The 12,899-nt window shown below is 72.2% G+C and carries 13 protein-coding genes; 9 read left to right on the top strand and 4 right to left on the bottom strand.

Annotated features, from left to right (window positions below):
• Positions 1–284 precede the first annotated feature (284 nt).
• Together ACFVDP_RS34175 and ACFVDP_RS34170 are read left to right on the top strand one after the other, a co-directional pair.
• A complete protein-coding gene (locus ACFVDP_RS34175; RefSeq protein WP_383498258.1) occupies positions 285–1,190 on the top strand; it encodes a pseudouridine-5'-phosphate glycosidase in 906 nt (301 codons plus the stop codon).
• Positions 1,187–2,095, top strand: a complete 909-nt coding sequence (locus tag ACFVDP_RS34170) for a carbohydrate kinase family protein (RefSeq protein ID WP_383498256.1) — start codon at positions 1,187–1,189, stop codon at positions 2,093–2,095. Before ACFVDP_RS34175 ends, ACFVDP_RS34170 begins: the two co-directional genes overlap by 4 nt.
• Before the next feature lie 201 nt (positions 2,096–2,296).
• Here the strand turns inward: ACFVDP_RS34170 and ACFVDP_RS34165 are convergent, their stop codons facing one another.
• On the bottom strand, positions 2,297–3,100 hold the full coding sequence (locus tag ACFVDP_RS34165; protein ID WP_383498254.1) for a methyltransferase domain-containing protein: 804 nt from the start codon (positions 3,098–3,100) through the stop codon (positions 2,297–2,299).
• 220 nt (positions 3,101–3,320) lie between these two features.
• Between ACFVDP_RS34165 and ACFVDP_RS34160 the strand changes: the two genes are divergently transcribed.
• On the top strand, positions 3,321–4,448 hold the full coding sequence (locus tag ACFVDP_RS34160; protein ID WP_383498252.1) for a magnesium and cobalt transport protein CorA: 1,128 nt from the start codon (positions 3,321–3,323) through the stop codon (positions 4,446–4,448).
• Positions 4,449–4,467: 19 nt separating this feature from the next.
• On the opposite strand, the gene ACFVDP_RS34155 is transcribed toward ACFVDP_RS34160, so the two are convergent.
• Positions 4,468–5,112: a uridine kinase gene (locus tag ACFVDP_RS34155; RefSeq protein ID WP_383498250.1), complete on the bottom strand. Its 645-nt coding sequence runs from the start codon at positions 5,110–5,112 to the stop codon at positions 4,468–4,470.
• Between the two features lie 64 nt (positions 5,113–5,176).
• Here ACFVDP_RS34155 and ACFVDP_RS34150 point away from each other — a divergent pair, with 64 nt between their 5' ends.
• From ACFVDP_RS34150 to ACFVDP_RS34135, 4 genes are all read left to right on the top strand, one after another.
• Positions 5,177–5,926: a DUF2293 domain-containing protein gene (locus ACFVDP_RS34150; RefSeq protein WP_383498248.1), complete on the top strand. Its 750-nt coding sequence runs from the start codon at positions 5,177–5,179 to the stop codon at positions 5,924–5,926.
• Between the two features lie 206 nt (positions 5,927–6,132).
• Positions 6,133–6,618, top strand: coding sequence for a DUF1772 domain-containing protein (locus ACFVDP_RS34145; RefSeq protein WP_383498246.1), 486 nt, complete (start codon positions 6,133–6,135; stop codon positions 6,616–6,618).
• Positions 6,619–6,741: 123 nt separating this feature from the next.
• A complete protein-coding gene (locus ACFVDP_RS34140) occupies positions 6,742–8,232 on the top strand; it encodes a glutamate synthase subunit beta (protein WP_383498244.1) in 1,491 nt (496 codons plus the stop codon).
• 41 nt (positions 8,233–8,273) lie between these two features.
• Positions 8,274–9,821 carry a PLP-dependent aminotransferase family protein gene (locus ACFVDP_RS34135; RefSeq protein ID WP_383498242.1) on the top strand — a complete coding sequence of 516 codons (1,548 nt, stop codon included), beginning with the start codon at positions 8,274–8,276 and terminating at the stop codon, positions 9,819–9,821.
• Positions 9,822–10,048: 227 nt separating this feature from the next.
• On the opposite strand, the gene ACFVDP_RS34130 is transcribed toward ACFVDP_RS34135, so the two are convergent.
• Together ACFVDP_RS34130 and ACFVDP_RS34125 are read right to left on the bottom strand one after the other, a co-directional pair.
• Positions 10,049–10,321 carry a DUF397 domain-containing protein gene (locus ACFVDP_RS34130; RefSeq protein WP_383498240.1) on the bottom strand — a complete coding sequence of 91 codons (273 nt, stop codon included), beginning with the start codon at positions 10,319–10,321 and terminating at the stop codon, positions 10,049–10,051.
• A complete protein-coding gene (locus ACFVDP_RS34125; RefSeq protein ID WP_383498238.1) occupies positions 10,322–11,191 on the bottom strand; it encodes a helix-turn-helix domain-containing protein in 870 nt (289 codons plus the stop codon).
• A 343-nt stretch (positions 11,192–11,534) separates the two neighbouring features.
• Between ACFVDP_RS34125 and ACFVDP_RS34120 the strand changes: the two genes are divergently transcribed.
• Both ACFVDP_RS34120 and ACFVDP_RS34115 read left to right on the top strand, forming a co-directional pair.
• The gene (locus tag ACFVDP_RS34120; RefSeq protein WP_383498236.1) at positions 11,535–12,026 is read left to right on the top strand and encodes an ATP-binding protein; all 492 of its coding nucleotides are present in this window, start codon (positions 11,535–11,537) and stop codon (positions 12,024–12,026) included.
• A 110-nt stretch (positions 12,027–12,136) separates the two neighbouring features.
• A complete protein-coding gene (locus tag ACFVDP_RS34115) occupies positions 12,137–12,592 on the top strand; it encodes a hypothetical protein (RefSeq protein ID WP_383498234.1) in 456 nt (151 codons plus the stop codon).
• Positions 12,593–12,899 lie beyond the last annotated feature (307 nt).

The raw sequence follows: 12,899 nt of genomic DNA, 5'->3' as shown, positions 1-12,899 counted from the left end.
AAAAGAAGAAAGGACTCTCTGGACCAAAACGGAGGGCGGAGGGGGGTGCGGCCGGGGGGGGAGAGGGAAAAGGTGGGGGGAGGGGGGGTTCCACGCGCGCGGGAAACCCCCCTTCCCGTGTCTCCGTGTACGCCTCGCCCATAGGTGACGTGTTTGAGAGTGACGCGCGTCCGCCAGGGATGACAGGGACAGATCAGAGGAACGGAGGCGGCGACGGGTGACAGTGCCGAGTTCCTGACTGGACCACCGAGGCCCTGGGGCTTCAACTGGCGGGAGGCAAGCGCATGTTGGTGGTGTCGGACGAGATACGTGACGCGGTCGGAGCGGGGCGCCCGGTGGTGGCGCTGGAGTCGACGATCATCGCTCATGGGCTGCCGCGGCCCCGGAACCTTCGGGTGGCGCTCGAACTGGAACAGGTCGTGCGGGACGAGGGGGCGGTGCCCGCGACGATCGCCGTCCTGGACGGGCGTCCTCATGTCGGCCTGGACAAGGCGCAGGTGGAGCGGGTCGCCAATGAGGACGGCATCCGCAAGCTGAGTCAGCGGGATCTTCCGCTCGCCATGGCGACGGGCGCGAGCGGGGCGACGACCGTCTCCGCGACGGCGCTGCTCGCGGCGCGCGCCGGGATACGGGTCTTCGCGACGGGCGGGCTCGGCGGGGTGCACCGGGGCTGGACGCAGACCCAGGACGAGTCGGCCGACCTGGGTCTGCTCGCACGGACCCGGATCACCGTGGTCTGCGCGGGCGTCAAGTCCATCCTCGACGTCCCGGCCACGTTGCAGCGGCTGGAGACGCTCGGGGTGGCGGTCGCCGGGTACGGCACGGGGCGCTTCCCCGGCTTCTACCTGGCCGACTCCGGAGAGCCGGTGGACTGGACGTTGCGCACTCCGGAGGAGGTGGCCCGGGTCATGCGGGCCCAGGACGACCTGGCGGCGCAGGAGTCGGCGCTGATCGTCGCCAACCCCGTACCGGAGGAGTCCCAGTTGGATCCGGCGCTGCACGCGCGCGTACTGGAGAGCGGGCTGCGGGCCAGTGCGGAGGAGGGCATCAGCGGGCAGGCCGTGACGCCCTTCCTGCTGGACTATCTGGTGCGGCACACCGATGGGGCCTCCCTGGAGGCGAACTTGGCGGCCGTACGCGGAAACGTCCGGCTGGCGGCGCGGATCGCGGCGGCCCGGGCCCGGGTGTGACGCGGGCCGACCGGGCGCTGCTCGTGGTCGGCGACGTCGTCACGGATGTCGTCGCCCGGCATCGCGGGCCGCTCGCCCAGGGGACGGACACGGCGGCTTCGATCCGTACGGTGCCGGGTGGCGCGGGCGCCAATGTGGCCTGCTGGGCGGCGTATGCGGGCTGCCCCGATGTGGCGCTGCTCGGGCGGGTCGGGGCGGACTCGGTGCGCTGGCACGAGGAGGCGCTGGTGCGGGCCGGGGTGCGGCCCCGGCTCGTGGTGGACGACGAGGCGCCGACCGGGGCCGTCGTCAGCCTCGTGGACGAGGAGAACGGCGGCGAGCGGACGTTCCTGACGGACAGTGGGGCGAGTCTGCGGGTGCGGCCCGAGGACTGGTCGCCCGCGTATCTGGACGGGGTGGGGTGGCTGCACCTGTCGGGGTATCTGTTCTTCTCCGGCACGGGGCGGGAGTTGGTGGCCGTCGCGGTGCGCGACGCACGCGCGCGTGGTGTGCCGGTGAGCGTCGATCCGGCGTCGGCCGGGTTCCTGCGGGACCTGGGGGCCGAACGGTTCCTGGAGCTGGCCGCAGGGGTCGATGTGCTGGTGCCGAGCCGGGACGAGGCCGTGCTGCTCAGCGGCGTGGAGGACGCACGGGACGCCGGGGCGAAGCTGAGCGGGCGGTTCGCGGTGGTCGTCGTTAAGTCGGGGGCCGCGGGGGCTTCGGTCGCGCGGGGTGGGGTGGTGCGGGAGCGGGTGGGGGTCGCGCCGGGGGTCGTGGTGCGGGATTCGACCGGGGCCGGGGATGCGTTCACCGGGGCGGTGGTCGCTGCGCGGCTTCGGGGGGCTTCGTGGCAGGAGGCTGTCGTCGCGGGGTGCCGGGCGGGAGAGGCGGCCGTGGGGGTGGTCGGGGGGCGGCCGCCGGGGTGATGGGCGTTGTGTCGGGAGTGCTCGCCGTTGTGGGTGGGGAGTTCCCCCACCCCACCCCTTCCCGAAACCGGGGCTGCGCCCCTGGACCCCTGCGTGAGGTGGTCGGGGGCGCAGTCGCGAAGGGGGGCCGGGCATGCACGGCGGGTGCAGGTCGTCGAGGGCTGGGCGCGCAGTTCCCCGCGCCCCTGCCGGGCGCTTCGCCTAGGGCGCTTTTCGGCCCCACGCTGAGATCAAGGGGGCCGTTGCCAGGTCCATCGAGCCCTCCGCGACGTTCGCCAGGTGGCGGTCGATCTCGGCGTCCGTGGCCAGGTTCGCGGAGACCAGGTCGGCGCGGATCTGCTCGACCGTCGCCGCCTCCAGGGCCGTACACGCGGGGGAGGTCAGCGGGAAGTACGCGTCCGCCTCGACCTGGCGCAGTCCGGCCTCGCGCAGCAGACGCGGGAGCTTGCGGCCGTAGCTCAGGTCGGCGCCGCGCTCGGCGAGGAGGGAGCGGAAGCCGTGGCGCAGCCGGTTGGCCAACTGCTGCTCGGGGCCGTGCTCGTCGGGGCTGAGCAGCGGCTGGAGTGCCGGGTCGGCGTCCTCGATCAGGAGACGGCCGCCCGGACGCAGCGCCCGGATCATGGACTGCAGTGCCCGCTCCCGGTCCGGCACATGGACCAGGACGAGCCGGGCGTGGACCAGGTCGAAGCTCTCGGCCGGCGGTGCGTCGACGCCTACGTCGTGCCGGCGCACCTCGACCGGCGTGCGGGGCGAACTGGTCTGCCAGGCCGTGTCGATGTCGGTGGCGAGGACCCGGCCGGTCGGACCTACTTGCCGGGCGAGCCAGGACACCACCGAGGTGCCCCCGGCGCCGACCTCCCAGCAGCGCCAGCCGGATCCGATGCCGAGCCGCTCGATGTGCCGGAACGTCGTGGGGTCGAACAGCGTCGACAGCGCGTCGAACCGCTGGCCCGCCTCGGGCTGCTGATTGTCGAGAAGGTATGCGTGGCCGCCGGATGGAGTCATGCCCCGATCTTCCCAGCCTCGCCGCGTATACCGGGCATTTGACCTGGCCGCAGACGTCTCGCCGGAGATCCCCTCGAATGGATCCGGAGCGGAATGCTCCGTTCCCACAGGGCTCGACACGATGTCGGCGATCGCTGGCAGACTGGCTCGCCACGTCGTCCTCACGGCAGGACGACGGCCAGGTAAGAGCACGTACGAAGAGCGGCGCGAGGAGCCGAACATGTCGATGGCGGGCAATCTGCGAAGGGTCGGCAGCCTGCGCAAGGTGGGCGGTCTGCGGAGAGTCGCGCGTCTGGCACGGCGGCGGCCGCGGGTCGACCTGAGCCACCCGGCGCGCTCCCCGCTCGGGTCGGCGGTGGTGAACTGTGTGACGTACCGCGACGGGCGGCGGGAGACGGGCGGGCGGAATCTCGTCGAGGCCGTGAGCGCGGTGCGCAAGTCGGACGACGGCTTCGTGTGGCTCGGCCTGCACGAGCCGTCGGCGCTGGAGTTCGCCGGCATCGCGGAGCTGTTCGATCTGCATCCGCTCGCCGTGGAGGACGCGGTCCACGCGCATCAGCGGCCGAAGGTCGAGCGGTACGGCACGACGCTGTTCGCCGTCCTGAAGACGGTCTGTTACGTCGAGCACGCGGAGCTGACGGCCACCAGCGAGGTCGTCGACACCGGCGAGATCATGGTGTTCGTCGGCCATGACTTCGTCATCACGGTGCGGCACGGGCGGCATGGTTCGCTGGGGCCGGTGCGGGAGTCGCTGGAGGCGAGTCCGGACCAGTTGGCCAAGGGGCCCGCCGCGGTGCTGCACGCCATCGCGGACGGGGTGGTCGACGACTATCTGACGGTGATCGACGAGGTCCAGGCGGACATCGACGAGGTCGAGACGGAGGTCTTCGCGCGCAACGGGGCACGGGCCGATGCCGGCCGGATCTATCAGCTCAAGCGGGAGCTGCTGGAGTTGAAGCGGGCGGTGGCGCCGCTGTCCAGGCCGGTCCTCGAGCTGGCGGGGCGACCGTTCCCGGCCGTGCCGCCCGAGATACAGGCGTACTTCCGCGATGTGTCGGACCATCTGCTGCGGGCGGTGGAGCAGATAGCGGCGTTCGACGAACTGCTCAACTCGATCCTGCAGGCCCATCTCGCGCAGGTGACGGTCGCGCAGAACGAGGACATGCGCAAGATCACGGCGTGGGCCGCGATCGTCGCCGTGCCGACGATGGGCTGCGGCGTCTACGGCATGAACTTCGAGTACATGCCGGAGCTGCACTGGCGGTTCGGCTATCCGCTCATGCTGTCCGTCATAGCCGGAATCTGTTTCGTGGTGTACCGGGGCTTCAAGCGCAACGGGTGGTTGTGACGACGGACGGCTGCGCCGGTCAGCCGCCGTTCCACGCGGGGTGGCGGGGGTCGTCGGCGCGGATGACGACATCGGCGTTCGTGGCGGGGGCCGTCTCGGTGTCGTAGCGGGCGAACGCCGGGAGGGTCCAGTGGTCGGGCTCGGGGGTGCGGCGGCGCAGGGCGCCGGGCGACAGGCTCACGTGGACCGTCAGGTCGAAGGGGAACCACTGGTTCAGGAGGAGGGGGCCGTGGAGCAACAGGGCTCCGCCCGCAGGGAGTGGGACGGGGGCGCTGCGGGTGGCGCGGTCGGTGGCCGGGTCCCACAGGTCGGGCAGGACGCGTCCCGTGCCGTCCGGTTCGAGGGGGCCGAACACCTCCCGCCACAGGGCGCCCGTGTCGAACCAGCCGCTGTAGTAGGCCTCCACGTCCTGATGTCCGTACTCGAAGCGGAGGGAGGCCGGACGCAGGAAGCCTTCCGTCGAGACGGCCAGCGAAGACCGGCCGCGTACGCGCAGCGCTTCGTGGACGCGGGCCGCGAGGTCGCCGGGGCGGGCGGCAGGCGCTCCGTCGAAGGCGACCTTCGGCCAGGGGCCGCCGTCGGACGGTTTCAGGTCGAGCAGGCGCTCGGCGAGGGCGTCGCCGAGCCGTTCCCAGGTGATCGCTTCGAGTCGCACACGGTCCATGATGCCGGGCGGCGGACGGGCGGTGACCGGGTGGCCGGGTGTCCGGAGTGGGCATGACGTCGGTATGAGCGGCGTCGATCCCCCGTTTCCCGTCACGCGCGGTCCCCTTGTCTTCCAGCCGGTGAAACGGCGGCGGTGCGGTGCGTGCCGGAGCGGACCGCTGGCGCTGCTGGTGCTCGAGGACGGACAGCCGCGCTGTCTGGACTGCGCGGACCTCGGGCATCTGGTGTTTCTGCCGCGCGGCGACAGCGCGCTGACCAGGCGGGCGAGGGAGGAGAGCGGGCTGTCGGCGGTCGTGGTGCGGTTCCATCGGCGGCGGGGGCGTTATGAGCGGCAGGGGGTGCTGGTCGAGGAGGACGGGCTCGCACGGGCCGAGGCGCGGTGTCTGGCCGACGCGGAGGCGCGGGCGCGGCGCCGGGAGCGGGATGCCGTGCGGCGGGCCGCGGAGGATGTGCGGTTCGTGGCGGCGTTCGCACAGGAGATCCGACGGCTCTTCCCCGGGTGCCCCGAGGCGCGGGCGCGGGCCGTCGCCGGGCATGCGGGGTTGCGTGGCAGCGGGCGGGTGGGACGGAGCGCCGCGGGGCGGGCGCTGTCGGAGGGCGCGGTGACGGCGGCCGTGCGCGCCGCGGTACGGCATGGGGACACGCCGTACGACCGGTTGTTGATGGCGGGGGTGGCGCGCAGGGAGGCGCGGGCTCGGGTGGGCGGGACGGTGCAGGCGGTGCTTGAGCGGTGGGCGGTGAGTGATCCAGCAGGTTCGGGGGATCCGGCAGGTTCGGGTGGGCCGGCGGGTTCGAGTGGTCCAGCGGGTTAGGGGGGTCCCGCAGGGGGGCGTGGTCCAGCAGGGATCGAGTGAGCCGGCGAGGCGTGGCTGGATCCGGTCGTTCGGGGCGGGGAGCGTGATGGTTTCGGTATGCGGAAGCTGTGCACACTTGAACGGAAACCACTCCCCCTACGTGCACATGTACGGCATGATCCCTTCACATAAACGGTCAGGGGGACGGACCAGGGGGGCAGACGATGATCGAGGGGCCGTACTTCGCTCTGGTGGTGCTGGGGGCGTTGTGGTGCGGGGTCGCGGCCGGGGTGTTCGTCGCGTTCTCCACACTCGTGATGCGTGGACTGGGCGCACTGCCCGCCGCGCGCGGGATCGCCGCGATGAACTCGATCAATGTCGCCGCGATGACCCCCGCCTTCATGGTCGTCTTCATGGGTGCGGCCCTGCTGTGTGCGGTGATCGCGGTGGTGACGTTCGTGCTCTGGCCGGACCCGGGGACCGTTGAGCTGCTGGTGGGCTGTGTGCTGTATCTGGCGGGGTCGTTCGGGGTGACCATCGTGGCGAACATTCCGCGCAACGACGCGCTCGCCAAGCTGGCCGGTGACGAGGATTCCGAGCGCAGTGCGGCGTACTGGCGCCGATATCTGAGCGAGTGGACCCTGTGGAACCACATCCGGGGTGGCGCCGCGATCGCCGCTTCGGCCTCGTTCGTCCTCGCCCTGACCTGACCTGACTGACCTGACCTGACGTGCCGTGACCTGACGCGACCTGAGCATCCCCGTGGCGGAACGGGTAAGGCGCATGAACCCGACGTATCGTGACGAAAAGTGTCACAGCGTAGGGAGACGGCGATGGCCGACCCCAAGGGCTTCCTCAGCACACCGCGGCAGGAAGCGCCGCGCCGCCCGGTCGAGGAGCGGGTGCGCGACTGGGACGAGGTCTACGTCCCCGGCGGGCTGCTGCCGATCGTGGGCGCGCAGGCCGACCGCTGCATGGACTGCGGGATCCCGTTCTGCCACGAGGCGTGCCCGCTGGGGAATCTGATCCCGGAGTGGAACGAGCTGGTCGCGCGGGACGACTGGCGCGCCGCGAGCGAGCGGCTGCACGCCACGAACAATTTCCCCGAGTTCACGGGGCGACTGTGTCCTGCACCCTGCGAGGCGGGCTGTGTCCTCGCCATCAATCAGCCCGCGGTGACCATCAAGAACGTGGAGGTGGCGATCGCCGACCGGGCCTGGGCCGAGGGTTTCGTCGCCGCGCGGCCGCCGGAGCGGCACAGCGGGCGGACCGTCGCCGTCGTCGGTTCGGGGCCCGCCGGACTCGCGGCGGCGCAGCAGTTGACGCGCGCGGGGCACACCGTCGCCGTGTACGAGCGGGACGACCGGTTGGGCGGGCTGCTCCGGTACGGGATCCCTTCGTTCAAGATGGAGAAGCGTCACCTGGACCGCAGGATCGCGCAGTTGGTGGAGGAGGGGGTGCGGTTTCGTACGTCCGTGGAGATCGGTCGGGATCTCGCGGCCGACCGGTTGCGGGCCCGGTACGACGCGGTGATCCTCGCCACCGGGGCGACGGCTTGGCGGGAACTGGAAGTGCCGGGGCGGGAGTTGGCCGGGATTCATCAGGCGATGGAGTATCTTCCGCTCGCCAACCGGGTCGGCGAGGGCGACCTGGAGGTGTCTCCGCTCGACGCCGCCGGGAAGCATGTCGTGATCGTCGGCGGCGGGGACACCGGGGCGGACTGCCTGGGTACGGCGGTACGTGAACGGGCCGCGTCCGTATCGCAGTTGGACATCTACGCCCAGCCCGGTGACGTGCGCGACGAGGAGGCCGAGCCTTGGCCGACGTATCCGAAGCTGTACCGGTTGTCGGCCGCGCACGAGGAGGCGGGCGAGCTGCGGACCGCCCCGGCCGCGGACGCGGACGCGCGGCTCTTCGCGGCGTCGACGCTCCGCTTCACCGGGGACGCGGCCGGGCACGTGCGGGAGTTGCACCTGGTCGAGGTGGACGCGGGGCGCAGACCGCGGGCCGGGACGGAGCGGAGGCTGCCTGCCGATCTGGTGCTGATCGCGCTCGGGTTCCATGGCGCTGAGCGCCGACTGGGCGGATATGCGGATCAGTTGGGGCTGGGGACGAGCGAGCGGGGCGGGATCGCGCGGGATGCCGCGTTCGCGACCGAGGTGCCGGGAGTGTTCGTCGCCGGGGACGCGGGGCGGGGGCAGTCGCTCGTGGTGTGGGCGATCGCGGAGGGGCGGGCCGCCGCCGCGGCGGTCGACCGGTGGCTGACGGGGACGACACAGCTGCCGGCGCCGATCGGAGCGCACGATCAGCCCATGAGGGTGTGATCGCGGAAGGGAACAAGTGATCGTCTGTAGGGTGCGGCTTCATGACGGAGACGGGGGCGGACTCGGGGGCTGAGTCGGGGACGGACTCGGGGGCGGACTCGGGGGCGGGACCGACGGCGGGCTCGACTACGGGCTCCACGGCCGGATCGTGGGTCGACGCGGCGGAGCAGATCGGCGTCGACCTGCATCTGGAGCTGTCGGGTTCGGGGAGTCGGCGGGGTGCGCTGGCCGTCGCGTTGCGGGACGCCGTGCGGTCCGGGCGGCTGTCGCCCGGCACCCGGCTGCCGCCGTACCGTGCGCTCGCCGCCGACCTCGGCATCGCCCGCAACACGGTCGCCGACGCCTACGCCGAACTGGTCGCCGAGGGCTGGCTCACCGCGCGCCAGGGATCGGGGACGCGGGTCGCGGAGCGGGCCCGGCCGCTGGGCGGGGGCCGGTCGGTTCCGGAGGATGCGCCGGTACGTGTTCCAGGGCCGGCGCACGATCTGCGGCAGGGTTCGCCGGACGCGTCGGCGTTCCCGCGGGCCGCGTGGGCGGCGGCGTACCGGCGCGCTCTGAACGCCGCGCCCGCCGCCGCCTTCGGGCCCGGTGATCCGCAGGGCCGTATCGAGCTGCGCACCGCGCTCGCCGAGTACCTGGCGCGCTCGCGCGGGGTGCGCGCCGAGCCGGGGCGCATCGTCGTCTGCTCGGGGTTCGCGCATGCGCTGCGGCTGCTCTACGGGGAGCGGGTGCTGCGCGGTCCGCTCGCCGTGGAGGAGTACGGGCTGGAGTTCCACCGGGAGCTGCTGGCCGGGGCGGGAGTGCGAACGATTCCGCTCGGGGTCGACGAACACGGGGCGCGGGCGGCCGAGCTGGGTGCGCTCGGGGGTCGTGCGCGCGGGGTGCTGCTGACGCCGGCGCACCAGTTTCCCACTGGTGGGCCGTTGCACCCGGAGCGGCGGGCCGCCGTGGTGGACTGGGCGCGCAGGCACGGTGGGCTCGTGGTGGAGGACGACTACGACGGGGAGTTCCGGTACGACCGCAAGCCCGTCGGGGCGGTGCAGGGGCTCGATCCCGAACGGGTCGTGTACGTCGGGTCGGTGAGCAAGAGCCTCTCCCCCGCGCTGCGGCTGGGGTGGATGGTGCTGCCGGGACACCTGGTGCGGGACGCGGTCGCGGCGAAGGGCGAGCGGGAGGGGTGGACGAGCGCGCTCGATCAGCTGGCGCTCGCCGAGTTCCTGTCGTCAGGGGCGTACGACCGGCATGTGCGGCGGATGCGGCAGCGTTACCGGGCGCGCCGGGATCTGCTGGTGGCGGCGCTGGCCGAACGGGCGCCGTGGACCGAGGTCGGCGGGGTCGCGGCGGGGCTGCACGCCGTGGTGCGGTTGCCCTGCGGGCGGGAGCGGGACGTGCTCGCCGCCGCTCGGGCGCGAGGAATCGCGGTGGAGGGGATGACGGCGTTCCGGCATCCGGAGGCGACGGGCGAGGCCCTCGGCGGGGGCCGTTGTCCGGGCGGCGACGGTCTGGTCGTCGGCTACGCGGCAGCGGCCGAGCGGGCGTACGGGGCGGCGGTCGAGGCGTTGTGCGGGGTGCTGGCGCGGGTGGGCTGAGCGGGCCGGACCCGCCCGGCACCGGTCAAGACGTACGGGCCCGGGCGCCCCGGCGGCTCGCGACCCCGGCTCCGTCCACAACCCCGTAAACCCCGTAAACCCCGTACTCAAAAACCGGAGCCCCGAGATCCGGCGCCCAAAGACCAGTGCTCGGAACCCACAACCCACAAGCCACAAGCCACAAGCCACAAGCCAGAACCCAGAAGCCAGAGGCCAGAGCCACCCAGTCAGGACAGCAGAAAGTCCGCCGCCCCCGACTTGGCCCCCTCGATGAACGCCGAGATCTCGCTGAGCGTGTAGATCAGTGCCGGGCCGTCCGGGTCCGAGGACTGGCGGACGGCGACGCGGCCGTCGGCCAGCTTCATCGCCTCGAGGCAGTTGCCCCCGTTGCCACCGCTCCAGGGCTTGTGCCAGCCTTCGCCGCCGAGGTCGCGCGCGGGCATGCCGTTGTAGATCGGCTCGCCGTCGACTCCTCGTATCCGGTCCTTGATCTGGTCCATTCACAGCTCCTTGCGGAGATCGCTGAGGATCTCCTTTGTGCGTGGTGCGGTTGCGGCATGTGCCGCCATGCGGTCCATGACCTCCAGGTGGGTGGCCACCTCGGGGCGCGCGTCGAGATAGACGGCGCCGGTCAGGTACTCGCTGTAGACCATGTCGGGCAGTTCCGGCACGGCGAACCGGAACAGCACGAAGGGTCCGTAGGTGCCCGGGTGCGGCCCGGACGCGAACTGGGCGACCTGGAGCGTCACGTTGGGCAGGTCGATGACGTCGAGCAGCCGGTCGAGCTGCCCGCGCATCACCGCCGCGTCACCGACCGGGCGGCGCAGCGCCGTCTCGTCCATGACCATCCACAGTCGCGGCGCGTCCTCGCGGGTGAGCAGGGCCTGGCGCTGCATGCGCAGGGCGACGTGCCGGTCGACGCGGTCCGGGTCGTCGATCAGCGCACGGCCGATCGCCCCGGACTTGAGCACTCCGCGCGCGTATTCCTCGGTCTGCAGCAGCCCGGGCACGAAGTGCGGCTCGTACGACCTGATGAGCGAGGCGGCGCCCTCCAGGCTCACGTACATCGAGAACCATCCGGGCAGGATGTCGTGGAACCTCTGCCACCAGCCCGGCTTGTTCGCGTCCTCGGCGAGCTGCACGAACGCGTCGGCCTCGGCGTCGACGACGCCGTAGAACTTCAGGAGCATCTGCAGGTACGGAATCTTGAGCGCGACCTCGGCGGTCTCCATGCGCCGGACCGTCGCGGCGGTTACACGGAGTACTTTCGCGGCGTCCTCGCGCTTGAGGCCGGCGGCCTCGCGCAGATCCTGGAGACGGCGACCGAGAACGACCTGGCCGACCGTCGGCGCGGACCGCGGTTCACTCACGCCGCATCCCTCCCAGCCGTCCGACCCGTCGTCCGACCCGTTGTCCCTGTGTCTGAATGTGTCTGGATTCAGCCGCGCCCGGACGCGCACAACCGTGCGAGAAAGCCGAAAACCGGCCGATCAGCGGCCGATCACCGGTTCATTCCCACACGGTTCACATCCAGGAGCCGCCGTGCGGCGGGCTGTTGCGAGCAGTCTGCCATGCCTGCTCCGCCAGGCACACTGCACTCTGCACTTTTCAGAGTGGCTCTTGCCAAGTGTTCACGACGGGGCGATAGTGGCAAGCGTGATTCCGTCCGCGCCCTTAGGAACAGCAGCCGAAGAAGCCACGCTCGGTAACCGTTTGGGTACGTCACCCTTGTTCTCGGTTCGCCGCAGCAGCTTCGAGTTGGCTCCCCACCCGGGCTCCGCCGCACAGGCCCGGCGCATGACGCGCACCCAGCTGACCGGGTGGGGTGCGTGCGAGGACACCTGTGACGCGGCGGCCCTTGTCGTGTCGGAGCTGGTGACGAACGCCATCGTGCACACCGCCAGCCGCCGCATCCACTGTGAGCTGCACGATCTGCGCGGCGACGGGGAGGGCGAGCGCGTGCGGATAGCCGTACGCGACGAAGGCAGCATCCCGGGCGACAACCGGCCCGCCGGCCGGATCGCGCCCGAGGAGGAGCACGGCAGAGGGCTGCTCCTGGTCGCCGCGGTCTCCACGGCGTGGGGCGCCCAGGAGACCGGTCCCGGCCTGCTCGTCTGGGCGGAACTGCCACGGCAGGCCGACGCGCGGAGCACGGGCCCCGGGCCGGTGCCGGACGCGCCCGACGGAAGCGGCTGGGTCTGGTGAATCCGCCGCCTCGACACTCCAGACCTCGCTGCGGCCCCAGGGCCGCACCGGTATGAACCACCGCCCGGACCGGGCGGGCGAAGAGCGACAAGCGTGCTGAACGGGAACGGATGGGCGTGGTGACGACGGGCACTTTCCGGACGATGCAGCTGGACTCGCTGGTCGGGCTCACCCGGCGACGGCGCACTCGGCAACCGCATCCACCCGCACCCGTACGTCTGACCGTGCCGGACGGCATGACGGCGCCGCTGGGCTGCGACGCGGTGGCCGTGCCCGAGAGTTTCGCCCGTGCGATGACGCGGCGGCTGCCCCGGATGGGGTGCGTGTACGCGGCCGAGGGGCACTGGTGGTGGCTCGTGCCGTCGGATTCGGACGTGGCGCTCGAATGGCCGGCGCCGGCGCGCTACACGGCGGGCGCCGTGGTGCCGGACGCGGCGCGGGTACCGGACCTCATCCACTGCCCCGACGGCGCGGTGCCCTACACCCCGCCGATTCCGCTGTATCTGGCGCTGTGCCGGGTGACGGGGACGACGCCCGCCTGGTCCCGGTCGGTGGGCACGTCGTAAGTCCCGTCTGAGACAGACGTGCCGGGCACACGTCGTAAGTCCCGCCTGAGACGTGCCGGGCACGTCGTGAGGCCCGCCCGAGACATGCCGGGTCGAGCCGGCCGGTGACCGAGCGCCCGGACCGACTGGCCGGATGATGACCTGTGCACGTCACCGAAGGCGCACGGGTCGAGACGTCGCGCCGGTGCGCGGCTACGGTGGTGGCACCACCGGTCCTTCACGGGCCTTCACGACGAAGCCGATCGGGACGGCCAGGGCCGTCGGAGCCGAACCGTGCGGACGGGGGCTCGGCGCGGGACGCCGGGAG

This window comes from Streptomyces sp. NPDC057694, assembly GCF_042799415.1.
Taxonomy (GTDB): Bacteria; Actinomycetota; Actinomycetes; order Streptomycetales; family Streptomycetaceae; genus Streptomyces.
The sequence above is the reverse complement of the archived record's forward strand: the minus strand, read 5'-3'. Positions and strand labels throughout refer to the sequence as shown.

Coding starts and splice junctions, on each gene's coding strand:
- ACFVDP_RS34175 (WP_383498258.1), top strand. CDS start 285: ATGTTGGTGGTGTCGGACGAGATACGTGACGCGGTCGGAGCGGGGCGC.
- ACFVDP_RS34165 (WP_383498254.1), bottom strand. CDS start 3,100: ATGACTCCATCCGGCGGCCACGCATACCTTCTCGACAATCAGCAGCCC.
- ACFVDP_RS34160 (WP_383498252.1), top strand. CDS start 3,321: ATGTCGATGGCGGGCAATCTGCGAAGGGTCGGCAGCCTGCGCAAGGTG.
- ACFVDP_RS34155 (WP_383498250.1), bottom strand. CDS start 5,112: ATGGACCGTGTGCGACTCGAAGCGATCACCTGGGAACGGCTCGGCGAC.
- ACFVDP_RS34150 (WP_383498248.1), top strand. CDS start 5,177: ATGAGCGGCGTCGATCCCCCGTTTCCCGTCACGCGCGGTCCCCTTGTC.
- ACFVDP_RS34145 (WP_383498246.1), top strand. CDS start 6,133: ATGATCGAGGGGCCGTACTTCGCTCTGGTGGTGCTGGGGGCGTTGTGG.
- ACFVDP_RS34140 (WP_383498244.1), top strand. CDS start 6,742: ATGGCCGACCCCAAGGGCTTCCTCAGCACACCGCGGCAGGAAGCGCCG.
- ACFVDP_RS34135 (WP_383498242.1), top strand. CDS start 8,274: ATGACGGAGACGGGGGCGGACTCGGGGGCTGAGTCGGGGACGGACTCG.
- ACFVDP_RS34130 (WP_383498240.1), bottom strand. CDS start 10,321: ATGGACCAGATCAAGGACCGGATACGAGGAGTCGACGGCGAGCCGATC.
- ACFVDP_RS34115 (WP_383498234.1), top strand. CDS start 12,137: ATGGGCGTGGTGACGACGGGCACTTTCCGGACGATGCAGCTGGACTCG.